General features: G+C 71.9%; 20 protein-coding genes and 3 tRNA genes. 13 read left to right on the top strand and 10 right to left on the bottom strand.

From position 1 onward, the window contains the following. Positions 1-95: 95 nt before the first annotated feature. The 3 genes from AC3D3D_RS11245 (at position 96) to AC3D3D_RS11235 (ending at position 412) form a co-directional block, all read left to right on the top strand. Positions 96-168, top strand: a tRNA-Glu gene (locus AC3D3D_RS11245). Positions 169-229: 61 nt separating this feature from the next. Continuing rightward, a tRNA-Asp gene (locus AC3D3D_RS11240) sits at positions 230-303 on the top strand. Positions 304-339: 36 nt separating this feature from the next. Then, positions 340-412: transfer RNA gene (locus AC3D3D_RS11235), tRNA-Phe, on the top strand. A 181-nt stretch (positions 413-593) separates the two neighbouring features. On the opposite strand, the gene AC3D3D_RS11230 is transcribed toward AC3D3D_RS11235, so the two are convergent. Next, positions 594-2492 (bottom strand): peptidoglycan DD-metalloendopeptidase family protein, encoded by a 1899-nt coding sequence (locus AC3D3D_RS11230; RefSeq protein ID WP_463663076.1) that lies wholly within the window; start codon positions 2490-2492, stop codon positions 594-596. Positions 2493-2783: 291 nt separating this feature from the next. Between AC3D3D_RS11230 and AC3D3D_RS11225 the strand changes: the two genes are divergently transcribed. Next, positions 2784-3269: a phage holin family protein gene (locus AC3D3D_RS11225; protein WP_463663075.1), complete on the top strand. Its 486-nt coding sequence runs from the start codon at positions 2784-2786 to the stop codon at positions 3267-3269. Beyond that, a complete protein-coding gene (locus AC3D3D_RS11220; protein ID WP_463663074.1) occupies positions 3266-3580 on the top strand; it encodes a DUF3618 domain-containing protein in 315 nt (104 codons plus the stop codon). The genes AC3D3D_RS11225 and AC3D3D_RS11220 overlap by 4 nt, the downstream gene beginning before the upstream one ends. 211 nt (positions 3581-3791) lie before the next feature. Here the strand turns inward: AC3D3D_RS11220 and AC3D3D_RS11215 are convergent, their stop codons facing one another. Genes AC3D3D_RS11215 through AC3D3D_RS11205 form a run of 3 tightly spaced genes read right to left on the bottom strand, consistent with a single transcriptional unit; the run spans position 3792 to position 7019 of the window. Then, complete coding sequence (locus AC3D3D_RS11215) at positions 3792-4817, bottom strand: 2-hydroxyacid dehydrogenase (RefSeq protein WP_463663073.1); 1026 nt, start codon at positions 4815-4817, stop codon at positions 3792-3794. A gap of 13 nt (positions 4818-4830) precedes the next feature. Beyond that, positions 4831-5478 (bottom strand): class II aldolase/adducin family protein, encoded by a 648-nt coding sequence (locus AC3D3D_RS11210; protein ID WP_463663072.1) that lies wholly within the window; start codon positions 5476-5478, stop codon positions 4831-4833. A 29-nt stretch (positions 5479-5507) separates the two neighbouring features. Continuing rightward, a complete protein-coding gene (locus AC3D3D_RS11205; protein ID WP_463663071.1) occupies positions 5508-7019 on the bottom strand; it encodes an FGGY family carbohydrate kinase in 1512 nt (503 codons plus the stop codon). A gap of 221 nt (positions 7020-7240) precedes the next feature. Between AC3D3D_RS11205 and AC3D3D_RS11200 the strand changes: the two genes are divergently transcribed. Next, positions 7241-8116: a sugar-binding transcriptional regulator gene (locus AC3D3D_RS11200; RefSeq protein ID WP_463663070.1), complete on the top strand. Its 876-nt coding sequence runs from the start codon at positions 7241-7243 to the stop codon at positions 8114-8116. A gap of 164 nt (positions 8117-8280) precedes the next feature. Here AC3D3D_RS11200 and AC3D3D_RS11195 read toward each other — a convergent pair whose 3' ends face one another. Beyond that, entirely contained in the window at positions 8281-8493 is a 213-nt protein-coding gene (locus AC3D3D_RS11195; RefSeq protein WP_463663069.1) for a BldC family transcriptional regulator, read from the bottom strand. Between the two features lie 310 nt (positions 8494-8803). On the opposite strand from AC3D3D_RS11195, the gene AC3D3D_RS11190 reads away from it, so the two are divergent. Continuing rightward, positions 8804-8998, top strand: coding sequence for a DUF3073 domain-containing protein (locus AC3D3D_RS11190; RefSeq protein WP_463663068.1), 195 nt, complete (start codon positions 8804-8806; stop codon positions 8996-8998). Positions 8999-9188: 190 nt separating this feature from the next. On the opposite strand, the gene purM is transcribed toward AC3D3D_RS11190, so the two are convergent. From purM to AC3D3D_RS11170, 4 genes are all read right to left on the bottom strand, one after another. After that, a complete protein-coding gene (gene purM / locus AC3D3D_RS11185) occupies positions 9189-10340 on the bottom strand; it encodes a phosphoribosylformylglycinamidine cyclo-ligase (protein WP_463663067.1) in 1152 nt (383 codons plus the stop codon). Beyond that, positions 10337-11761, bottom strand: a complete 1425-nt coding sequence (purF, locus tag AC3D3D_RS11180; RefSeq protein WP_463663114.1) for an amidophosphoribosyltransferase — start codon at positions 11759-11761, stop codon at positions 10337-10339. Before purF ends, purM begins: the two co-directional genes overlap by 4 nt. Positions 11762-11881: 120 nt before the next feature. Then, entirely contained in the window at positions 11882-12421 is a 540-nt protein-coding gene (locus AC3D3D_RS11175; RefSeq protein ID WP_463663066.1) for a hypothetical protein, read from the bottom strand. A gap of 74 nt (positions 12422-12495) precedes the next feature. Then, complete coding sequence (locus AC3D3D_RS11170) at positions 12496-13266, bottom strand: SDR family NAD(P)-dependent oxidoreductase (protein WP_463663065.1); 771 nt, start codon at positions 13264-13266, stop codon at positions 12496-12498. 293 nt (positions 13267-13559) lie between these two features. On the opposite strand from AC3D3D_RS11170, the gene AC3D3D_RS11165 reads away from it, so the two are divergent. Beyond that, positions 13560-14147 carry a GNAT family N-acetyltransferase gene (locus tag AC3D3D_RS11165; protein WP_463663064.1) on the top strand — a complete coding sequence of 196 codons (588 nt, stop codon included), beginning with the start codon at positions 13560-13562 and terminating at the stop codon, positions 14145-14147. A gap of 108 nt (positions 14148-14255) precedes the next feature. Further along, positions 14256-15194: a serine hydrolase domain-containing protein gene (locus tag AC3D3D_RS11160; RefSeq protein ID WP_463663063.1), complete on the top strand. Its 939-nt coding sequence runs from the start codon at positions 14256-14258 to the stop codon at positions 15192-15194. Between the two features lie 106 nt (positions 15195-15300). Here the strand turns inward: AC3D3D_RS11160 and AC3D3D_RS11155 are convergent, their stop codons facing one another. Continuing rightward, complete coding sequence (locus AC3D3D_RS11155; protein WP_463663062.1) at positions 15301-16872, bottom strand: FGGY-family carbohydrate kinase; 1572 nt, start codon at positions 16870-16872, stop codon at positions 15301-15303. A 226-nt stretch (positions 16873-17098) separates the two neighbouring features. Between AC3D3D_RS11155 and AC3D3D_RS11150 the strand changes: the two genes are divergently transcribed. The 4 genes from AC3D3D_RS11150 to AC3D3D_RS11135 all read left to right on the top strand — a co-directional run bounded on the left by AC3D3D_RS11150 (position 17099) and on the right by AC3D3D_RS11135 (position 21257). Then, the gene (locus tag AC3D3D_RS11150) at positions 17099-17638 is read left to right on the top strand and encodes a putative glycolipid-binding domain-containing protein (RefSeq protein WP_463663061.1); all 540 of its coding nucleotides are present in this window, start codon (positions 17099-17101) and stop codon (positions 17636-17638) included. 278 nt (positions 17639-17916) lie between these two features. Further along, positions 17917-18735 (top strand): GntR family transcriptional regulator, encoded by an 819-nt coding sequence (locus tag AC3D3D_RS11145; protein ID WP_463663060.1) that lies wholly within the window; start codon positions 17917-17919, stop codon positions 18733-18735. After that, on the top strand, positions 18732-19763 hold the full coding sequence (locus AC3D3D_RS11140; RefSeq protein WP_463663059.1) for an ADP-ribosylglycohydrolase family protein: 1032 nt from the start codon (positions 18732-18734) through the stop codon (positions 19761-19763). Before AC3D3D_RS11145 ends, AC3D3D_RS11140 begins: the two co-directional genes overlap by 4 nt. Positions 19764-19766: 3 nt before the next feature. Further along, positions 19767-21257, top strand: coding sequence for a purine-cytosine permease family protein (locus AC3D3D_RS11135; RefSeq protein ID WP_463663058.1), 1491 nt, complete (start codon positions 19767-19769; stop codon positions 21255-21257). Positions 21258-21285 lie beyond the last annotated feature (28 nt).

The following is a 21285-nucleotide window of genomic DNA, read 5'->3' as shown; positions in this document are numbered from 1 at the left end:
CATGACGGAGCGCACACCTGATCTGGTTGGAACCACCCTCGGAAGCCACCTATGCTTGACCAGGCCTCAGGACGCCTGGGCGACGGGAGTCTCCGGCCCCCATCGTCTAGCGGCCTAGGACCCCGCCCTTTCACGGCGGTAGCACGGGTTCGAATCCCGTTGGGGGTACGCTCCCTCACCGGTGCGTCCCGAGCGCAGCAGTACCAGCACCACCAGAAGTACACAGCAAGGCCCTGTAGCGCAGTTGGTTAGCGCGCCGCCCTGTCACGGCGGAGGTCGCGGGTTCAAGTCCCGTCAGGGTCGCAGTCGAGCCGGTCGAACGGCCGCGCGTCGGCGCAGGGCTCTGTAGCTCAGTTGGTAGAGCGTCCGACTGAAAATCGGAAGGTCACCGGATCGACCCCGGTCGGAGCCACTGCATGAAGGGGCCGGATCCTCACCAGGATCCGGCCCCTTCGTCATGCCTGCGGACGCGCGGCCACGCCGGGCGAGCGGGCCTCACGCCGGGCGCGGGCTCGCGGGCGTCGCCGGCTTGCAGCCTCGCGGAGGGCGCGGGCCGACCCGGCCGGCGCGGACCGCCCCGGCCCGGGCCGCGCTCAGGAGAACCGGTACAGGCCCAGGGTGTCGCTGCCGTCGCCGTCCCAGTCGCCCACGTAGGTCTCGTCGGTCGCCCGGCCGAAGCCGATCTGGGTGTCGGCCCAGCCGCCGTCGATGGTGTTGCGCACGTAGTACATGTTGCCGCGCCGGACCGCGAAGGAGTCCTCGCCGTCACCGTCCCAGTCGCCCACGTAGACGTCGTCGCCGGTCCGGCCGTAGGAGAGCTCGACGTCGGCCGGGCCGGAGCGCATGGTGTTCGAGACGAAGAAGTCCGAGCCGCGGCGCACGGCGAAGGTGTCGGTGCCGTCGCCGTCCCAGTCGCCCACGAGCACCTCGTCGCCCGCGCGCCCGTAGCGGATGACGACGTCGGCCGGCCCGGAGGTCAGTGAGTTGCGGATGTGGAACTCGTTGCCGCGGCGCACCGCCAGGGTGTCGGTGCCGTTGCCGTCCCAGTCGCCGACGTAGACCTCGTCGCCGCCCCGCCCGTAGTTGATCGTCACGTCCGGGTGGCCGGGAGTGTTGCTCTGCCGGATGTGGTACGTCCCCTCGCGACGGAAGGCGATGGTGTCCGTGCCGTTGCCGTCCCAGTCGCCCACGTAGAAGCGGTCGTAGTAGCTGCCGAGGCTGAAGATCGACGTCGCGTTCGTGGTGAAGGTGTCCGCGAGGAAGAAGCCCTCGTCGATGCCGTGCCGCACGCCGTCGGTGATGGTCACCGTCGAGTGGTGCAGCCAGCCCGAGCGGGACCCGGCGGTGACCCGGTACCAGCCGTCGACCAGGGCGTCGACGACCTCGAGGCGCGTCCCGTTGGACAGGGAGGCGAGGTGGTTGTCGTCGACGAACGCCCGCGAGGAGCGCAGGATCGTCGCGGCGTTCGTGCGGCCCTGGGGCTCGCCGGAGCGCACCGGCGAGACGTCGGAGGCGTGCGCCCAGCCGGTGACGCCGTTGACGGTGACGCGCAGCCAGTCGCCGGTCTTGTCGCCGGGCCGGCCCGTCATCGGCGTGAAGTGGGGGACCGTCGTCAGCGCCGGGGCGCTGGAGGAGGCCGCCGAGCGGATGGGCGTGGAGCCGATGGCGTAGTACCGGCACGTCGACGGCGTCGTCATCGGCACCGCGCGCACCGCCGCCGCACGCAGGTCGACCCCGCGGTCGGCGAACCAGGAGATCGGCTCGACGCGGGTGCCGCGCAGGTAGGCGTCCAGCCAGATCTCCAGGTGCAGGTGGGGGCCGGTCGAGACGCCGGTGGTGCCGACGTCGGCGATGCGCTGCCCGCGCCGCACGGTGTCCCCCACCCGCACGTACCGGTCGCGATCCAGGGTGTGTGAGTAGCTGGCGAAGACGTGGCGGCCGTCGATGGTGTGGCGCACGAGCAGCCACTCCCCCGCGACCGGGTCGTTGAGCTGGTTGACCACCACGCCGTCGGCGATCGCGTACAGCGGCGTGCCCGAGGCGGCACCGAAGTCCACACCGCCGTGGTTCGTCGAGCCGTACATGATCGGTATGCAGCGCTCGCCCATGTACGAGGTCAGCGCGTAGGTGTCGGTGCCCAGCGGGCCGACGATGCCCCTGTTGCCGGCCGGCGGGGCGTCGGTCGTGGCCAGCGGCGCCGAGGTCAGCGGGGCGGCCCGGCCCGTTTGCGGGACGAGCTCGCCCTCGAGGAGCGGGTCGTCGGAGGGGGCCGGGTCGTCGGGCAGCTCGTCGGGGGTGTCCACGACGTCGGGGGTCACGTCGTCGGGGGCGACGTCGCCCGGGACCGTGCCGGGTGCGGGGTCGTCCGAGGGGGTCTCGGGCTCCGCCGCGGCCGGCGCCGCGAGCGAGAGCACCAGACCCAGCCCGACGACGGCGGTCAGGCCGGTGGGGCGGCGTCGCCCCGGGCGCGGGATCGGGCGGGAAGTGCGCATGGTGGACCTCTGGGGAAGGCGGTGCTGCGAGTGGTGGTGCGGGTGGTCGTGCGGGGTGTGCGATGGCGGTCGGTGGGCCGCCGGGCGGGTGGGCCGCGGACAGCGTGTCACCGTTGCGCGCACGGAAAGTCGTTATGCGCAAGGTCGAGCGGATGCGGGCTGCGCCCTGACGTCGGAAGATGGATCCGCCCCCGGTTGGGGCCGCACGCTCCGCCCCATTACGCTGAGCGGGAGTCACACGCGGCGGCAGTCCCCGCCGACAGTGCAGCGACACGGAGGAGATGATCCACGGTGAGCCATTCCGCGCAGGAAGGCATCGACCCGACGGAAGCGCGCCAGGCGCCCGGGTTCGCCTCGAGCAACCCGCAGGAGGAGCCGTCGATCGGTGAGCTCTTCAGCCGCATGTCGCAGCAGGTGAGCACGCTCGTCAAGGGCGAGATCAACCTCGCCAAGGCGCAGGCCACCGAGAAGGTCTCGAAGATCTCCAAGGGCGCGGTCTTCCTCGCGATCGCCGGCGTGCTTGCCCTGTACGGCCTGGGGATGGTCTTCCTCACCGCCACGTGGGGCATCGCCGAGGCCCTGCCGCTCTGGCTGTCCGCGCTCATCGTGACGGTGGGCATCTTCGTCGTCGTGGGCATCCTGGCGCTGGTCGGCATCAAGACGCTCAACAAGCACAAGCAGTTCGAGGTCGCCCCGCAGGAGGGCCTCAAGGAGGACGTCGAGGCCGTCAAGCAGGGCCTCGGCAAGAACGACTCTGACGAAGGGGCGCAGCGATGAGCGCTGGCACGAACGGCTCGCAGCCGGAGAAGAAGAAGCAGTCGGCCGAGGAGATCCAGGCCGAGATCGAGCGCACGCGCGCCGAGCTGACCTCGACCGTCGGCGAGCTGTCCTACAAGCTCGATCCCAAGCGTCAGGTCGAGGCGGCCAAGGCCGGGGCCAAGGACGCCGTCGACGGCGTGAAGGACAAGGCCACCGGCTTCGCCAAGGGCGTCAAGGAGGGCGACTCCGGCGCGCTGACGGTGGCCGGCGTGGCCGCCGCCGTGGTGGGTGTGTTCGTCATCGCCGCCATCCGCGGCAAGAAGGACTGACCGGCAGGTCCGACCAGCCACGAGGGCCGGCCCGGCGACACGAGTCGCCGGGCCGGCCCTTCGTCATGTCCGAGGGGAGCTGGGGCGCCGGTGCCGGCCCACTCTCGCGGCGAGACATGGGGTTGTGTCTCGAGACGATGCGCCGAGGGCATGCGCTCGAGACACAACCCATCGTCTCGATGAACGGAGCAGGGCCGAGTGGGGGCCCGCTTCAGTCGCCCGCGGTCATCCGGTGCTCGACCTGCTCCCCGGCGAGGAACCTCGCGATGTCGCGGGCGCCGATCTCTGCCGCCAGCTCGGCGGCCTGCTTGCTGGCGCCGGCGAGGTGCGGGGTGATCGTCAGGCGCGGCGTCGTGAGGATGCGGTGGCCGTCGGGCAGCGGCTCCATCGGCAGGACGTCGCACGCGGCGGCGTACAGGTGTCCGGAGTCCAGCGCGTCGCACAGGGCGTCGTAGTCGAGCAGCCCGCCGCGGGCACAGTTGACGAGCACGGCCCCCTCCGGCAGCAGCCCGATCTCACGCGCCCCGATGAGCCCCTGGTTCTCCGGCGTGAGGCGGGCGTGCAGGGTGAGGATGCTCGACCGCGTCAGCAGATCGTCCAGCTCGTCGACCTTCTCCACGCCCGCCGCCAGCCTGCCGGCGTCGACGAACGGGTCGTAGACGACCACCCGCGCGCCCATCGCCTGCATCACGTGCGCCACCCGCGCGCCGATGGCGCCGTACCCCACGAGCCCGACCGTCGAGCCCTTCACCTCGGGCCCGACCTGGTCGAACTGGTAGTAGTCGCCACGCCAGTCACCGGCCCGCAGCTCGCCGTGCCGCTGGGCGACCTGACGCACGGCCGCCATGAGCATGGCGATCGTGTGCTCCGTAGTTGCGGTGGCGTTGCGTCCCGGGGTGAACGAGACGGTCACACCGTGCCGGGCCGCCGCCTCGGCGCTCACGTTGACGGGTCCCCCGCGGCACACGGTGACCATCCGGAGCCCGGTCGCCGCGGCAAGGACCTTCTCCGTGAACGGGAACGTGTGCGTGAAGCAGACGTCGACGCCCTGCAACGCGTCGATGAGAGCGTCCTCGTCCCCCTGCGCCTCCTGCACCTCCCCGATCGGCCCGACGGCCGTCGACGGCCAGTCGTTGACGATCGACGTCGTCTCCGCGTCCGGCACGTGACGACCAAGGGCCTCGGCCAGCACGTCCGGGGTGACGAACGCGTCCCCTGCCAGCAGCACCTTCACCATGTCTGGCCTCCCTTCACTGGTGGTGGAGCTCGGCGAGCTTGTCGGCGGGGAACACCGTGTCGGTGTCGCCGAGCAGGATCGCCCGGTAGGTCATCGTGGCGGCCTCCTCGATGTTGAGCGCCCGGCGGAACGCCGAGGACACCGAGTCACCGAGCGCGGAGATCCCGTGGTTCCCGAGGACGACGACGTCGTGGCTCCCGTCGCGCACCTGGTCGGCCGCGGTGTCCGCGAGCTCGTCGGACCCGTTGACGTAGTAGGGCGTGTACCCGTAGCTGCCGACGTAGAAGGCGTGGTCCTGCGTGAGGAACCGGATCTCCTTGCCGAGGGCGGTGAGCAGCAGCGCGTACTGCGGGTGCACGTGCACCACCGCCCGCGAGTCGGGGCGCGCCTCGTAGGTGCGCGCGTGGAGCTTCCACTCGCTCGACGGCGTCGCCCCCTCAACGACGGTCCCGTCCAGCCGCATGATGGCGAAGCTCGACCGGTCGAGCCTGTTGAGCCATGTGCCCTTCCCGCTCATGAGCATGAGGCGGTCGCTGTCCTCGCCGATCCTCACGGAGAGGTTGCCCCCGCTCGCGAGCGCGAGCCCTTGCTGCACCGCCGTCGCGCCGACGTCGGCCAGCTCGGCCACCCGCGCGTCGATCTCGGCATCGTCCACGTTCATCTGGAATCTCCCTCGTAGGTCGCTGGTGGTCACGAGCGCAGCTCGCGCATACGCGGCCACACCGGTTGGACGGCGTCGCGCGCGGCGACGTAGACGTCGTGCGCGCGGCGGTACGTCTCGCTGTTGTCGGTGTTCGGCTCGAACGCCGACAGGTCGGTCGCGAGCATCCTCGACGCGGTCTCGAGGTCCTCGACCTCTCCCGAGCCGACGAGGGCGAGGACGGCGGCACCGCGTGCACCTGCCTCCGGAGCGTCCTGGCGCACGACCCGCAGGCCGGTGGTGTCGGCGATGATCTCGCACATGAGGTCGGACCGGAATCCGCCACCGGAGACCACGAGGTCCGTGTCCAGCCCGAGGACGTCGATGCACTCGACGAGCGAGTACGCCACTCCTTCGTAGACGCTGCGCAGGATGTCGGCGGGCGTCGTCGTGATCGACATGCCCATCCACGACGCCGAGGCGTTCGTGTCCTGGAACGGTGCACGCTCGCCGCCCGGCGATGCGTAGGGGAGGTAGATGATCCCGTTGCTGCCAACGGGTGCCGTCCGCGCCTCCGCCTCGATCGCGGACCAGTCCTGGTCCTCCTTCCCAAGGGTCGTGCGGATCCACTCGAGCGCGGGCGTTCCGGTCATCGGCGGGAGGAACTCGAGGACCTGGCCACCGCGGCCCGTCGCGAGCACCATCGAGTGCTCCGACCGGCGGTCCTTCGCGCTGGGCAGGAGGGTGCCGACGAAGCCCGTGGTGCCCAGGATGAGCCATCCCTGGCCGTCGTCGATCGCGCCGAGTCCCGCGCCCGTCACGGCGACGTCGATCATCCCGATCCCGACCGGTGTCCCCTCGGGGAGTCCGGTCGCGCGGGCAGCCTCCGCCGTCACCGTGCCGCCGGGCGCCTCGGAGGGCCGGATCTCGGGCACGAGGCCGAGCGCGTCGTCGAGCCCGAGCGTCTCGGGCAGCTCCGTCGAGTACCCGCCGGACGAGAGCACGTCGAGGAAGGAGCGGGACGCCTCGGTGAAGTCGGTGAGGATCTCGCCGGTCAGCCGGTAGCGGAGCCAGTCCTTGCAGAAGAGCAGGTGCGCGGCTCGTCCCAACGTCTCAGGCTCCGCCTCCCGCAGCTCCGCGAGGAGCACCGGCGCAAGGCCGGGGAAGGTGGCGGTGCCCGTCGTCGCCAGCAGCGCCTCGGTACGACCGTCCGCGTTCCACGCCTGGACGCGATCGGCGGCGCGGCCGTCGAGCCACGTGGGCGCCTTGCGGATCGGCCGGCCGTCGGCGTCGACGAGCCACAGCCCGTCGCCCTGGCCGGTCAGCCCGACCGCAACGATCCTCGCGTCCTCCCCGAGCTCAGCGACGACACCCCTCAGACATGTCGCGACGGCTTCCCAGATGGCGTCCATGTCCTGCTCGGCCTCGCCGCGGTTGCCGTACTCGACCGGCACGCCCTCGCTGTGCGCGTGGGCGATGGTGCCGTCGAGCTCGAACGCCACTGCCTTGACAGCCGTCGTGCCGCCATCGACGCCGATGACGTACTTCTTCGCTTCCACCATGAGACGTCTCTCCCTTGATCCGTGTTGGATGACCATTCACCCATGCACCATGGTTCCACTACATGCACAACGGTACACCTTATGATCTCCCGGTGGATACCTCGCCGCGACAGCTGCCAGAGCTTCGGTCAGCCGAGACCCGGAGCAGTCGATCAGCGATGCCCGCACGATCTGGCAACAGGGCTCTCATCGAGGTCGCACGCCTCCATTACGACCACGGCATGACCCACCGCGAGATCGCGGAGTCGCTCGGCACCTCACGCGTCCGGGTGACCCGCATGCTCGCCGAGGCGAGACGCATCGGAATCGTCGAGGTCACGATTCACGGTTCCGCGGACCCGTTCCCCGAGCTCGGAGCGCGGCTCACCGGAACCTACGGACTGGTACGCGCACTCGTCGCCCCCACGCTTCCGGACGAGGCGCGAACCCGGCGCTCGGTCGCGATACTCGCCGCAGAGGTCTTTGCCGAGACGCTGCACGAGTCCCGTCTGCTCGCGCTTGGACTGTCGTCGACGGTAGGGGCAGCGGTCGACGTCATGCCTGCGCTCGACGTCGACGGTCTCTCGGTCATGCCCGCTGCCGGCGGTTGGGCAGGGCCGTCGGTCGGGCTCAATCCCGAGGAGCTCGCGGCACGCATCTCGCTGAAGACCGGGGCGACGTCATACAACTTGCTCGCGCCGTTGTTGGCGACGAACACCGAGATCGCCGAGGTGTTCCGGTCGGACGAGGCAGTGCGAACAGGGCTCGAGCGCGCGGCGCAGGCAGACACGCTGCTGACCGGGGTCGGCGGCATGACGTGGTCCGCGAGCGCCCTCGAGTCCGCGGTGACTGCGGCGGAACGCACGGAGCTCACGGCGCGCGGCGCCGTCGGTGACTCGTCAGGGCGCTTCTTCGACGCCGCGGGTAACGCGATCGACAGCATGCTTGACCGACGAGTCGTGGGGCTGTCGATCGAACAGATGCAGGGGATTCCGACGCGCGTCGTCGTCGCCCACGGCGAGAACAAGGTCGCAGCTCTTCGGGGCGCACTGGCGGCCGGGCTTGCTACCCACCTCATCACCGACCATGCGACTGCGCTGGCCCTGACCGCGTCCTGAGCGACCGGGACGCCCGGGGTCCGGTAGGGCATCGAGACATCGGGTTGCGTATCGAGACGATGCGCCGAGGGCATGCTCTCGAGACACAACCCATCGTCTCGATGACAGGTGGGGGCGGGCAGCCCCGATGAAAGCTGAGGTGGCAGGGCGTGGGCGTCGCCCCCTCAGCCGGCTCGCTCCACCCAGCCCTGGGGGTCCAGGCCCGAGGCGCGCATGAGCTCCTCGACCTCCGCGCGGTGGAACCGCCGGTGCCCGCCGAGCGTGCGCACCGCCCGGAGCTTGCCGGCGTTCGACCACCGCGTCACCGTCTTCGGGTCCACCCGGAAGCGCGCCGCCACCTCTGCCGGCGTCATCAGGTCGTCCGTCGTCGTGTCCATCGCTGTCCCTCCGCCCTCCGTGCCGGTCAGCATCTGCCGTGTCCGGACTCCATCGTCGCCTCGCAGACAGCGCCGGGCCTGGGCCGATGGTCCCGACAAATCGGAGGAATGGGCCGTGCGCTCCACTCGCTGCCCGACGACGACGGACCCCGCGCACCGTCCGGGATGTGCCGAACGACGCCTCGGAAGGGTTGGGCACCGGGAGTCGCCGCGGGGTACGGTGGCCCCACGACAGATACATGACCACTCAGCCGGGACCCCATCGTTCGCGATGCTTGCCCCGGTTCCTACGTTGGAGGGGGTCGGCTCCATGGGGCGCGGCCGTCAGAAGGCAAAGCAGACCAAGGTTGCTCGGAGGCTGAAGTACTTCAGCCCGGAGACCGACTACGCGGCGCTCGAGCGAGAGCTCGCCACCCGCGAGGACGGTTCCGACGGCCTGAGGTCGTACGAGACCACTCCGGCGACGGACGACGACGAATGGGACGAGTACGCCAACCGTTCCTGACATCCAACGCGCAGTGCGAGCCGCGCGGGCTCAGGAAGGTCGGCCTCGGACCGGTTCGGCACCACCAGTGACCTGATCGGTCGCCCTCGCACGCCCACGTGCGTGTCCGGGAGCGACCGTCGCGTCGACGTCCTCGCCGAGGCAGCACGCCGGCACGACCGGCAAGCAGACGTGCCGCCCAACCGGCCCGTCAGCCGAGCCGGTAGCTCCCACGCATGTGCACGGCTCCACCGGCCACGCCCTTGGTGCCGCTGACCACGCGCACGCCGTCGGCGACCGTGCCGTCGTCGGCCCGGACCTCGCCGATCACGCGGGAGGCGATCCCGGCGCGGGCCAGCAGCGCCGTCGCCTCGTCGAGCCGCTCGGCCGCGAGCACGGCGACCATGCCGACGCCGAGGTTGAGCGTGCCCTCGAGGTCGTCCCACGGCACCCGCCCGAGCCCCTGGAGGAGGCCAAAGATCGGCGGGACGTCCCAGGCGGCCCGGTCGACGTCGGCGACCAGCGAGTCCGGCAGCACGCGGGCGAGGTTCGCGGCGAGCCCGCCGCCGGTGACGTGCGTGAAGGCGTGCAGGTCCGCCCCGAGCGCGCCGGCCAGCTCGAGCGAGGGCCGCGTGTACAGGGCCGTCGGCTCGAGCAGCTCCTCGCCCAGGGTCCGGCCCAGCTCGGGGACCTCGCGCTCGAGGCCCCAGCCGGCATGCTCGACGACGCGGCGCACCAGCGAGTACCCGTTGGAGTGCAGGCCCGAGGAGGACATGGCCAGCAGGACGTCCCCGGCGCGCACGCGCTCGGCCCCCAGGACGGCCTCGGCCTCGACCACCCCGGTGGCCGCGCCGGCGACGTCGTACTCGTCCGGTGCCATGAGCCCGGGATGCTCGGCGGTCTCCCCGCCGAGCAGCGGCACGCCGGCGACCTCGCAGGCCTGCGCGATGCCGCGCACGATGTCCGCGATCCGCGTGGGCTCGACCTTGCCGCAGGCGATGTAGTCGGTCATCAGCAGCGGTCGGGCGCCGACCACCACGATGTCGTCGACGACCATGGCCACGAGGTCCTGGCCGATGGTGTCGTGGACGTCCATCGCCCGCGCGATGGCGATCTTCGTGCCCACGCCGTCGGTGGAGGTGGCCAGCAGCGGCCGGTCGTAGTCCTTGAGCGCGCTCGCGTCGACGAGCCCGGCGAAGCCCCCGACGCCGCCGACCACCTCGGGGGTCAGCGTCCGCCGCACCGCGGACTTCATCAGCTCGACGGCGCGGTCCCCCGCCTCGGTGTCGACCCCGGCGGAGGCGTAGGTGAGGCCCCCGTCGTCGGCGGGGACTGCGGAGGGGGGCGGCGTCGTCGGGGTCATGCGGTCACCATCGGGGTCAGGTCGGCGTTCTCGTGCCGGACGGGGTAGGAGCCGGTGAAGCAGGCCGTGCACAACCGCTCGGCCGGGACGCTGGTGGCCTCGACCATGCCGTCGACCGAGATGTAGCCGAGGGAGTCGGCGCCGACGGAGTCGCGGATCTGGTCGATCGTCAGGCCGTTGGCGATGAGCTCGGCGCGGCTGGCGAAGTCGATGCCGTAGTAGCAGGGCCACTTCACCGGCGGCGACGAGATGCGCACGTGCACCTCCGCGGCACCGGCCTCGCGCAGCATCCGCACGAGCGCGCGCTGGGTGTTGCCGCGCACGATCGAGTCGTCGACGACGACCAGGCGCTTGCCCGCGATGACCTCCCGCATGGGGTTGAGCTTGAGGCGGATGCCGAGCTGGCGGATCGTCTGCGTGGGCTGGATGAAGGTCCGCCCCACGTACGCGTTCTTCACGAGCCCCTGCGCGAAGGGGATGCCCGAGGCCTGCGCGTAGCCGATCGCGGCCGGCGTGCCGGAGTCGGGGGTGGGGATGACGAGGTCGGCCTCGGCGGGGGCCTCCCGGGCGAGGACCCGGCCCATCTCGGTGCGCGCGGAGTTGACCGGGCGGCCGGCGATGGTGGTGTCGGGGCGGGCGAGGTAGACGTACTCGAAGATGCAGCCCTTGGGCTCGGGGGTGGCGAAGTACTGCGAGCGCAGGCCGCTCTCGTCGATGACGAGGAGCTCGCCGGGCTCGACCTCGCGCACGTAGGTGGCGCCGACGATGTCCAGGGCCGCGGTCTCCGAGGCCACCGCCCAGCCGCGCTCGAGCCGGCCGAGCACGAGGGGACGGATGCCGTGCGGGTCGCGGGCGGCGTAGAGCGTGTGCTCGTCCATGAAGGCCAGCGAGAACGCGCCGCGCAGCAGCGGGAGGATCTCCATCGCGGCGTCGGTCAGCCCCCCGTCCGACGCCGGCACGGTGCCCAGCAGGTGGGTGATGATCGAGGTGTCGGTGGACGAGCCCTTGCCCAGGTCGCCGGTGAGGTCCTCGCCGGAGCGCTCGCGCACGATCTCCATCAGCTCGCGGACGTTGGTGAGGTTGCCGTTGTGGCCGAGCGCCACGGTGCCGGTGGCGGTGGGGCCCAGCGTGGGCTGGGCGTTCTGCCAGGAGCGGCCGCCCGCCGTCGCGTAGCGGGTGTGCCCGACGGCGAGATGGCCCTGGAGGGACTCGAGCGCCTGGTCGTCGAAGACCTGGGAGACGAGCCCGGTGTCCTTGTAGACGAGGATCGACTCGCCGTCGGATGCGGCGATGCCGGCGGCCTCCTGCCCGCGGTGCTGCAGGGCGTACAGGCCGAAGTAGGTCAGTCGCGCGACCTCCTCGCCGGGGGCCCATACGCCGAACACCCCGCAGGCGTCCTGCGGGCCCTTCTCCCCCGGCATGAGCTCGTGGGAGAGCCGTCCGTCCGCGCGTGCCACGCCGGGCAGTGTCTCACGCGGTGGTGGAGGGGCGGCGGGGGTGTCCGCGGGGGGGTGTGCGGGGCTATCCTGCGGCGGGCACGGCTATCCGACGACGGGCACGCGTCGGGCGGCCTCGGCGAGCGGGAGGCGGGTCCAGGGCTCGACGCCGAGCAGCTCCATCAGCTCCGCGTCCCGGATCGGCGCGGTGAGGTCACCCTGCTGGAGCAGGAAGGTCACGTGCACGATGTCGTAGCGGTGGCCGCCGTCGGGCAGACGCTCGGCGAGCAGGGAGGTCCCGAGCCCGAACCCGCACTCGATCCAGGCCAGTGAGCGCACCCGGTCCGCCTGGCCGTCGCGGGCACGGACCGAGGCCACGACGTCGCCCACCGACTGGCCGAACCGGGCCACGTTCCCGCGCACCGCGTCCGCGACGGTGGCCGCCGCACCGCCGAGCAGCTCGAAGCCCGGCCACCCCGAGGCCACCGCCCGCTCGACGAGCGCGTCCCAGTCGGCGTCCCCCGGCGCGGTCACCTCGACGCCGCCGCACTGGGCCAGGTCGTTCGGGTCGCAGGCGGAGTCGTCGACGAGGAGGTCGAGCCCCTCGAGCGCGGGGTTCGCCGTCGGGCGGGGTGTGTCGGGCATGCCCTCATCGCACACCCGGCGCGCGCAGGACTCAAGGGGGCCTGCCTCGTCGATGCTCCCCCGCCCCGGCCCGGTCACATCGCGGTGTAGCCGCCGTCGAGCATGAGGGTGGCGCCGGTGACGAAGTCCGACGCCGGGGCCGCGAGGTAGAGCACCATGTCCGCGGCCTCGACGGGCTGGCCGAAGCGGCCCAGCGGGATCTTCGCCTTCATCGGGTCGCCCTTCTCCGGCGGGCCCCACACCTGCTCGCCCATGGGCGTGAGGATGACGGTGGGGGCGACGGCGTTGACCTGGATGTTGTACCGGCCGAGCTCGCCGGCGAGGACCTTCGTCAGAGAGACGAGCCCGCCCTTGGAGGCGGCGTAGGCGGCGTGGTCGTCGGCGGCGATGACGCCGGTCTGCGAGGCGATGTTGATGATCTTGCCGTGCCCCTGGGCGATCATGCTCGGCGCGATCTCCTGCGTGAGCGCGAACGGGGCGGTGAGGTTGACCGCGAGCGTGAGGTCCCAGTCCTCCTGCGAGAGCTCGGTGTAGGGCGCGACCTTGGCGACCCCGGCGTTGTTGACGAGGACGTCGACGTTGCCGAGGAGCTCGAGCGAGCGGCGGCCGAGCTCACGGGCGCCCTCGGCCGTGGTGAGGTCGGCCGGGACCAGGTGCGCCGTGCGACCGCGCGCCTCGACCTTCGCGGCGGTCTCGCGCAGGGCCTCCTCGTCGCGGCCCGAGAGCACGAGGTCGGCGCCGGCCTCGGCGAGCACCTCCGCGATCGCCTCGCCGATGCCCCGCGACGCGCCCGTGAGGACGACCTTCTTCCCCTCGAGGGAGAACCGGGTGCTGATGTCTGACATGCCCACTCCTTCGTCGCATCGTCTGCCCGCGCCCGGGTCCGTTCCCGGGGCGGCTCGCGCCGTCCCCCGACGTCGCGTCCCTGCCCGGTGCGCGGGCCGGCCGGTGGCGTCGGGGAGGGCGCCGCGTCGGACGGTACACCGACGGTCCGGCGCGGATCGTGGCGGGTGCTGACGATGGGAGTGGTGGGTGGTGGCGGGGGTAGCCGGTGCTGGTGGCGGGCGCCACCCGCCCACGGGCTGGAAACTCCCGTCAACCGTGGGCACGGCGGCACGAGGCCGCGCACAATCGAGCGGTGCCCGACCTCGACCTGCCCTTCCGCTCGGCGCGCGGCGACCGCGTCGTCCTGCGCAAGGCGGTCGGCGGTGACCTCGACGGGCTCGTCGAGCTGCGCTCGGACCCCGAGGTGCGGCGCTTCCTCGGCGGCGCGGTCTCCGCCGACCTGGCCCGCACCCGGCTGCTCGAGCGCTCCGTGTCCTGGGCGACGGCCGGGTCCGGCGACTTCGTCGTGGCCGACGCCGCCTCCGACGAGCTGATCGGGACCATCCATCTCGAGCGTCGCCCCGCGCGCCGGCCCGGCCACGTCACCCGCAACGGCGAGGAGCTCGAGCTGTCCTACCTGCTGCGCAGCTCGGGCTGGGGGCGCGGACTGGCGCGCGAGGCCGCCGGGCTCCTGCTCCGCACCGCGGCCGAGCACCTCGACGACGAATCCGTCCTCGTCGTCACCCAGGCCGCGAACGCGGCGGCGATCGCCCTGGCCGAGCGGCTCGGCTTCGAGCACGTCGGCGGCTTCGTCGAGTTCGACACGGAGCAGTGGCTCGGTGCCGGCTCCCTGCACGCGCTCGCTGCTCGCTCCCCCGACGGCGGGTCGCAGCCCTCGTAGGCGGGTCGCCACCGATCATCGGGGCCGGTACCTGCGGACCCGGCCGAAAAGCGCCACAATGCCGGTGCTAGGCTGGTCGCTCCCTCACCCGAAAGCGCGATGAAAACGATGGACAATCAGCAGTTCGACGGACTCGTCGAACTTTTCAGGTCGGCACGCGATCGCGACGGCGACCCGCTCAACATGCATTATCTGCTGGTGAAGCAGGGCGGGAACGAACATTTCCACGCCTTCGACGGGCGCACCGAACCGTCGGACATCCGGTCGCTGTCGAAGACCATCATGGCGATCATCACGGGAACGATCGTCGAGAGCCGCGAGGACGTCAACGAGGACACGCCGGTGTGGCCGATCCTCGAACCGCTGTGCACGCTCACGCTCGAGGAGAACCGGGACAGGCTCGAGCGGGTGAAGATCAAGCACCTGCTCAACCACACGATCGGTTTCGACAAGATTCTCATGATGCGCGGGGATATCGCCGGGATGGACCCGGCCGAATATCTCGACTACATCGTCAATGCCCCGATCGTGCACGATCCGGGAACGCACTACCTCTATTCGAACGCTGGTTTCTATCTCCTGTCGATCGTGCTGCAGGAGCTGCTCGGCGAGGACCTGCAGAACTATGCCGACCGCGTGCTCTTCGGGCCGCTCGGCATCACCGACTACACGTGGGAGCGGTACGGCGCCTACCTCGCGGGCGCCACGCGACTGTGGCTGTCGCCCCGGGACCTGCTCGCCGTCGGTGAGGTGCTGCTCCATGGCGGGCAGGGCATCGTCTCGCCCGCGTGGATCGAGCGCATGAAGCAGTTCACCGACTTCACGCCCGCCGTCGACACCCCGACGAACCCGCTCTTCCGCCGCTGGGCCTACGGGTCCAGCCTCTGGCTGAGCAACCGGCGAGGCATCTTCTTCGGCCACGGGACTGACGGGCAGTCGCTCGCGATCATCCCCGACCGGGAGGCCGTCATCATCACCCTGGCACACCAGGTCGACGTCGTCCGCCTCGAGGAGCTCGTGGACAAGGCGATCACCCTGCTGGACTGAGCGGCGCCCGCGGTCGGGCTGTTCGCCGTCGAGCCGTACGCCGTCGGGCCGGAGTGCCACCCGAACGGACCGGCGCCCGCCCGAGCGGGGCGCCGACCCGCTCCGCTCAGTCCTCGCCGCTGTGGCGCTTGTTGACCTCGGCGAGGTCGTTGTAGACGTCGGCGCGCACCAGTGCGAGGAACGCCTTCTCGAACACCTCGAAGTAGTCGCTGTAGACGGCGTGGGCCTCCATGTCCGGCTCGACGAAGCCGTGCGTGTGCACCATCGCGTCGATCGCCGAGTCCAGGTCCGCCAGCTCGCCGGAGCCGACGCCGCCGAGGATCGCCGCGCCGAGCACGGCGCACTCGGAGACCTTGAGCCGTTCCACCCGGCGCCCGTAGATGTCCGCCTGCATCTGGGTCCAGAACGGCGACTTGGCGCCGCCGCCGGAGAGCCGGATCGTGTCGAACGGGCGCCCCAGCGCGCCCTCCATCGCCTCGACCGCCATCCTCAGCTCGAAGACGACGCCCTCGAGCACGGCACGGGCGGCGTGCTTGCGGGTGTGGATCTGGGTCAGCCCGAGCATCCCGCCGCGCGCGTTGTCGTGGAAGTGCGGGTTGGCCTGCGAGTTGAAGAACGGGAAGAACAGCAGGCCGTCCGACCCGACCGGCGCCTGGGAGGCCTGCAGCGTGATGATCTCGTACGGGCTGAGGTCGAGCGCCTCCGCCGCCGTCTTCTCCGGCTGCCCGTACGTGTCCCGCCACCACCGCAGGACCACGCCGGCGGCGTGGGCGGTGCCCTCCATGTCCCAACGGTGAGGGATCGCGTGCGCGCCGAAGGAGACGCCCGAGTGCAGGTTGGCCTCCATGTCGGGCGCCTCGTCGAGCTGGGCGACCATGACGGCCGCCGTGCCGAGCGACAGCTCCGCCATACCTGCCTTGTTGACGCCGGAGCCGACCGCCGCGCACTGCTGGTCGCCGCCGCCGGGAGCCAGGACCGTCCCCTCGGCGAACCCCGTGGCCGCTGCGCCGGCCGCCGACACGGCACCCACGGGGCGCAGGTCGTGGACGATCGGCGGCATGAGGTCGATGTCGAGCCCCGCCCGGTCGAAGAGCTCGGCGGAGTAGTCGAGCGTGGTGATGTCGAACATCCCGTTGTAGTTGAGCGCCGACGGGTTCGCGAACAGCTCGGCCGACCCGAGCTTGTGCAGGAGCCACTCCTGGCCGTTGAGGATCTTCCACGTGCGGTCGTAGATCTCCGGGCGCCGGTCCTTCAGCCACTTGAGCTTGGGGTAGACCCACAGGCTCGAGGGGTTGAGACCGGTGATCCGGCAGTAGCCGTCGTGGCCGAACTCGTCCTTGATCCATTGCGTCTCCGTGGTGGCGCGCCCGTCCGACCACACGATGGCATCGCTCAACGGCTCCCAGCTCTCGTCGACGGGGACGAACGACCCGCGCTGCGAGGAGACGCCGATCGACACGACGTTCGAGACGTCTCCACGGAACCGGCTGGTGGCCTGCTTCGCGGCGATGCAGATCCCGTCCCACAGCTCGTGCATGTCCTGGTCGACCCACCCGGGGTGCGGGTGCTTGGTGCGGTACTCGCAGTACCCGCTGCTCATGACGTTGCCGTGCCCGTCGAAGATCATGACGGTGGCACCCGTCGTCCCGGCGTCGATACCGGCAAAGTACTTCTCCATCGGAGCCTCCACAGCGTCGCGTCGTCGCGCCCCGATGCTAGCCGGGTGCCTGGGGCCGCTCGGGGCGGGCCCCGGGGCCCGCGCGACTCTGCACATACGAGCGCGCGGCGTCGGGTGCGGCGCCGGAGGGGGCACAAGCAGGTGGGCGGGGCGGGCGCCCACCGGCCGCCACGCACACCGTGGCTCCCCGCTTGCAGCCCCACCGGCCCGTCCCCATCGTGGAGGGATGACCGAGATCGCGTGGCGGAGCCTCACCTCACCCGGCACCGAGCGGTGCCACGTGAACGAGGGGCCGGACGGCGTCGTCGTGCGCGGCGTCGTCGAGGACACCTGGGGCGCGTGCGACTACACGCTCCGCGCCGACGCCGGCTGGCAGTTCCGCGAGCTCACCGTCACGACCGCGGGCCGCACGCTCGCGGTCTCCCTCTCGCCCGACGGCGGCTGGACGGTCGACGACGCAGCCCGCCCCGACCTGGGCGAGGCTCGCGAGGTCGACCTCGCCGTATCTCCACTGAGCAACACTCTGCCCGTGCGTCGCCAGGGTCTCGCGGTGGGCGAGAGCGCCGACATCGTCACCGCCTACGTCACCGTGCCCGAGCTCGAGGTGACGACCGACCCTCAGCGCTACACCCGCACCGGCGAGCGGGACTACCTCTACGATTCGCGCGACTCCGACTCCGACTTCCGGCGCACCGTCACCATCGACGACGCCGAGCTCGTCGTCACCTACCCGGGCCTGTTCGAGCGGACGGAGCCGACAGGCTGAGCTGGTCGGCGCCACATCCGCCACCGCGTCCGTCCGTCCAATCCTCCGTGAGGCAATGGGTCGTGTGTCGAGAGCATGGACTGCCGGTCCATCGTCTCGAGGCACGACCCAATGTGTCGATGAGCGAGCGGGGCAGCCCGGCGGAGGGTCGCACGACGCGGACGGCGACCATGTCCTGCTCACTCGTCGGGCAGAACTCCGCTCACTCGTCGCGGTGGTGGGGACTCCCCACGGGCGGGGGTTGACGGGCCGAGTGGACAGGTATGAACATGTTCCGCATGCCCCGGCACCCCGCCGCGATGACGCGCCGCGAACGCATCGTCGCCACCCTCACCGAGCGCATCAACGCCGGCGCGCTGCGTACCGGCGAGCGCCTCGAGAGCGAGTCGGCGATCGCCGCGGAGTTCGGCGTCTCGCGCGGCACCGTCCGGCAGGCCCTGGCCGAGCTCCAGCGCCGCGACCTCATCGCCACCCGCGCGGGGCTGGGCTCCTTCGTCACCTTCGACGGTCGCCCGCTCGACGCCCACGCCGGCTGGACCGCCGCACTGACCGGCACCGGCGCCGACGTCGAGACCGAGCTTCTCGACCTGCGCCTCGTCCCGGCCAACGGCACTGGCACAGAGACGGACACTGACACCGGCACGGCCACCAGCGCGTCCATCACCGGTGCCCCCTCCGCCGGTGCGCAGCCCCCGGCCGACCCCGCCCCGGAGCTGCCCGCCGAGCTGCGTGGCCGCGACGTCGTCGTGCTCGCCCGGCGCCGCCTCCTGGGCGGGAGGCCGATCTCCTACGAGCGCGCCACCGTCCCCGCGACCGGAACGCTGCGCGACCTGCCCAGCACCGGGCTCGTCGACGGCTCGCTCACCGCGACCCTGCGCGCGGCCGGGCTCGTCGCCCACCACGGCACGCAGGACGCCCTCGCCCTGCCCACCTCCCCCGACGTCGCCGCGCACCTCGCGCACGCCCCCGGCACCGTCGTGCTGCACACCACCCGGCTGTCCTTCACCGCGGCCGGCGACGTCGTCGAGCACGTCGTGTCCTACCTCGACCCGGCCCACTTCAGCCTGCACCTGACGTTCGGAGACACCCCCGCATGACCACGCTGCAGCACCGCGCCCTCGGCGCGCTCACCGGCCTCGCGCTCGGCGACGCGCTCGGGATGCCCACCCAGTCGATGTCCCGGGAGCGGATCGCCCGCGAGACCGGGCCGATCACCGGGCTCGTCGACGCCCCCGCCGACCAGCCGATCGCGCCGGGGATGCCCGCCGGCGCCGTCACCGACGACACCGAGCAGACCCTGCTGGTCGCCCGGCTCCTCGTCGACGGCGGTGGTCGGGTCGACCCGCGCGCCTTTGCCGACGCGCTCATGGCCTGGGAGCAGACCATGCGGGAGAAGGGCTCGCTCGACCTGCTCGGTCCCTCGACCTCGGCCGCGATCCGGGCCATCGCCGCGGGCACCGACCCCGCCGAGGCCGGCTCGGGCGGGACCACCAACGGGGCGGCCATGCGCATCACGCCGGTGGCCGTCGCGGTGCCCTCGACCGACCCCGGCGCCCTGCTCACCGCCGTCCACGAGCTCAGCCTGGTCACGCACAACACCGGGCTCGGGCTGGCCGGGGCGGCCGCCGTCGCCGGGGCGGTCTCGGCCGCGCTCGACGGCGCCGACGTCGACGCCGCGCTCGACGTCGGGGTCGCGCTCGCCACCCGCGCCGAACGGCTGGGCCGCTGGGTGGCCGGGGCGTCGGTGCCCGAGCGGGCCGACTGGGCCCTGCACGAGGCCCGGACGATGACCGCCGCCCAGCTCGCCGACTTCCTCGAACGGGTGGTCGGCACGTCGGTGGCCTCGCAGGAGTCGGTGGTCAGCGCGCTGGTCATCGCCGCCCACTTCCGCGAGGAGCCCTACGACGGGCTGTGCCTGGCGGCGAGCATCGGCGGCGACACCGACACCGTGGCCGCGATGGCCGGGGCGATCCTCGGGGCCGTGCACGGCGACGCCGCCTTCCCCGCCCACGCGGTCCAGCAGGTCGCCGAGGTCTCGGGCCTGGACCTGCCGTCGGTCGCCGACGAGCTCCTGGCGCTGCGCGCCGCGCACGACCCGAACCGCCACGCATCCGACGAAGGGTGAGCAATGACCTCCCGTGACGAGTCACCGCAGACCACGACCGAGCAGGCCCAGGCAGCGATCCTGTCGAAGTACGAGCAGCGCGGCATCGAGCCGGTCCCCGTCGAGGAGCAGAAGGGCAACCCGCTCGAGCTGTTCTGGGTGTGGTTCGCCGCCAACCTCTCGATCCTCGGCATCCCGCTGGGCGTCACGCTCGTGGCGCTGGGGATGAACGTCTGGCAGGCGCTGCTCGCCGCCGCGCTGGGCGCGTTCGGCTCCTTCGCGATCGTCGGCGTCATCTCCATCGCGGGTCGCCGCGGCGGGGCGCCGAGCCTCACGCTGTCGCGGGCGATCTTCGGGGTGCGCGGCAACGTCGGGCCCACGCTGGTCTCGCTGGCCTCCCGGCTCGGCTGGGAGACGGTCAACACCACGACCGGCGCGTTCGCGCTGCTCTCGCTGTCCACGCTGCTGCTCGGCACCAACCCCAACGCGAAGGACACCCCGGTGCTGGCGCTGGTGTGCATCGGCATCTTCGTGGCCTGCACCGTCGCGGTGTCCGGCATGGGCCACGCCTTCCTCGTGCTCGTGCAGAAGTGGGCGACCTGGATCTTCGGGGCGCTCAACCTGTTCGTCGCCGCCTACCTGGTGACCACCGTCGACTGGGACGCGGTGCTGGCCGCACCGGCCGGCCCGGCCTCCGCGGTCGTCATCGGCATCGGCACCATCGCCGCGGGCACCGGCATCGGCTGGGCCAACGCCGGCGCGGACATGGCCCGCTACCAGTCCCCGCGCGCGAAGGCCGGTCACCTCGTGCTGTCGGCCTCCGCGGGCGCCGGCATCCCGCTGGTCGTCATCATCGGCCTCGGCGCGATCCTCGGCGCCGGCGACTCCGGTCTCGCGAGCGCCGGCGACCCCGTCGCCGCGGTCCGCTCGGTGCTGCCGGCCTGGGTGGCCATCCCCTACCTCGTCACCGCCTTCGGCGGCCTGCTGCTGTCCAACCACCTGTCCGTGTACTCCGCGGGCCTGACCACCCTCACCCTCGGCATCCGCATCAAGCGGGTCAACGCCGTCATCCTCGACGTCGTGGTCACCACCGTCGGCGCCATCTACTTCATGCTGATCTCGGAGAGCTTCTACGGGCCGTTCATCACCTTCATCTCGCTGCTCGCGGTGCCGATCACGGCGTGGGTGGGCGTGTTCGTCGTCGACATGATCGGGCGCCGCACCTACCACGGCGACTCGCTGTTGGACCTGGGCAAGACGTCGGGCTACTGGTACCGCGGGGGCGTCGAGTGGCGCTCGACGCTCGCGTGGGCGGCGGCGATCGTCGTCGGCTTCCTGTTCACGACGGCGCGCGTGAGCTCCGAGGAGGTGTGGTTCACCGGCGCGCTGGCCAAGACCTGGATCGGGTCCAACGGGCTCGCCTGGGTGGCGACCTTCGTCGTGGCCGCGGGGCTGTACGCGGTGCTCGGCGGGGCGACGGCCGGCCGGCGCGACCCGTCGGCGGTGGGGCGGTGAGCCGCGGGGTTGACGGAAGACTCGGGGC

Source organism: Georgenia sp. X1117 (assembly GCF_057784635.1).
Note: the sequence above shows the minus strand (reverse complement) of the source record. Positions and strands in the feature narration are given on the sequence as shown.

Bases quoted from the DNA above. Each gene is read 5' to 3' on its own strand.
- AC3D3D_RS11230 (WP_463663076.1), bottom strand. From the start codon at position 2,492: ATGCGCACTTCCCGCCCGATCCCGCGCCCGGGGCGACGCCGCCCCACC.
- AC3D3D_RS11220 (WP_463663074.1), top strand. From the start codon at position 3,266: ATGAGCGCTGGCACGAACGGCTCGCAGCCGGAGAAGAAGAAGCAGTCG.
- AC3D3D_RS11215 (WP_463663073.1), bottom strand. From the start codon at position 4,817: ATGGTGAAGGTGCTGCTGGCAGGGGACGCGTTCGTCACCCCGGACGTG.
- AC3D3D_RS11210 (WP_463663072.1), bottom strand. From the start codon at position 5,478: ATGAACGTGGACGATGCCGAGATCGACGCGCGGGTGGCCGAGCTGGCC.
- AC3D3D_RS11205 (WP_463663071.1), bottom strand. From the start codon at position 7,019: ATGGTGGAAGCGAAGAAGTACGTCATCGGCGTCGATGGCGGCACGACG.
- AC3D3D_RS11200 (WP_463663070.1), top strand. From the start codon at position 7,241: ATGACCCACCGCGAGATCGCGGAGTCGCTCGGCACCTCACGCGTCCGG.
- AC3D3D_RS11195 (WP_463663069.1), bottom strand. From the start codon at position 8,493: ATGGACACGACGACGGACGACCTGATGACGCCGGCAGAGGTGGCGGCG.
- AC3D3D_RS11190 (WP_463663068.1), top strand. From the start codon at position 8,804: ATGGGGCGCGGCCGTCAGAAGGCAAAGCAGACCAAGGTTGCTCGGAGG.
- purM (WP_463663067.1), bottom strand. From the start codon at position 10,340: ATGACCCCGACGACGCCGCCCCCCTCCGCAGTCCCCGCCGACGACGGG.
- purF (WP_463663114.1), bottom strand. From the start codon at position 11,761: ATGCCGGGGGAGAAGGGCCCGCAGGACGCCTGCGGGGTGTTCGGCGTA.
- AC3D3D_RS11175 (WP_463663066.1), bottom strand. From the start codon at position 12,421: ATGCCCGACACACCCCGCCCGACGGCGAACCCCGCGCTCGAGGGGCTC.
- AC3D3D_RS11170 (WP_463663065.1), bottom strand. From the start codon at position 13,266: ATGTCAGACATCAGCACCCGGTTCTCCCTCGAGGGGAAGAAGGTCGTC.
- AC3D3D_RS11160 (WP_463663063.1), top strand. From the start codon at position 14,256: ATGGACAATCAGCAGTTCGACGGACTCGTCGAACTTTTCAGGTCGGCA.
- AC3D3D_RS11155 (WP_463663062.1), bottom strand. From the start codon at position 16,872: ATGGAGAAGTACTTTGCCGGTATCGACGCCGGGACGACGGGTGCCACC.
- AC3D3D_RS11150 (WP_463663061.1), top strand. From the start codon at position 17,099: ATGACCGAGATCGCGTGGCGGAGCCTCACCTCACCCGGCACCGAGCGG.
- AC3D3D_RS11145 (WP_463663060.1), top strand. From the start codon at position 17,917: ATGCCCCGGCACCCCGCCGCGATGACGCGCCGCGAACGCATCGTCGCC.
- AC3D3D_RS11140 (WP_463663059.1), top strand. From the start codon at position 18,732: ATGACCACGCTGCAGCACCGCGCCCTCGGCGCGCTCACCGGCCTCGCG.
- AC3D3D_RS11135 (WP_463663058.1), top strand. From the start codon at position 19,767: ATGACCTCCCGTGACGAGTCACCGCAGACCACGACCGAGCAGGCCCAG.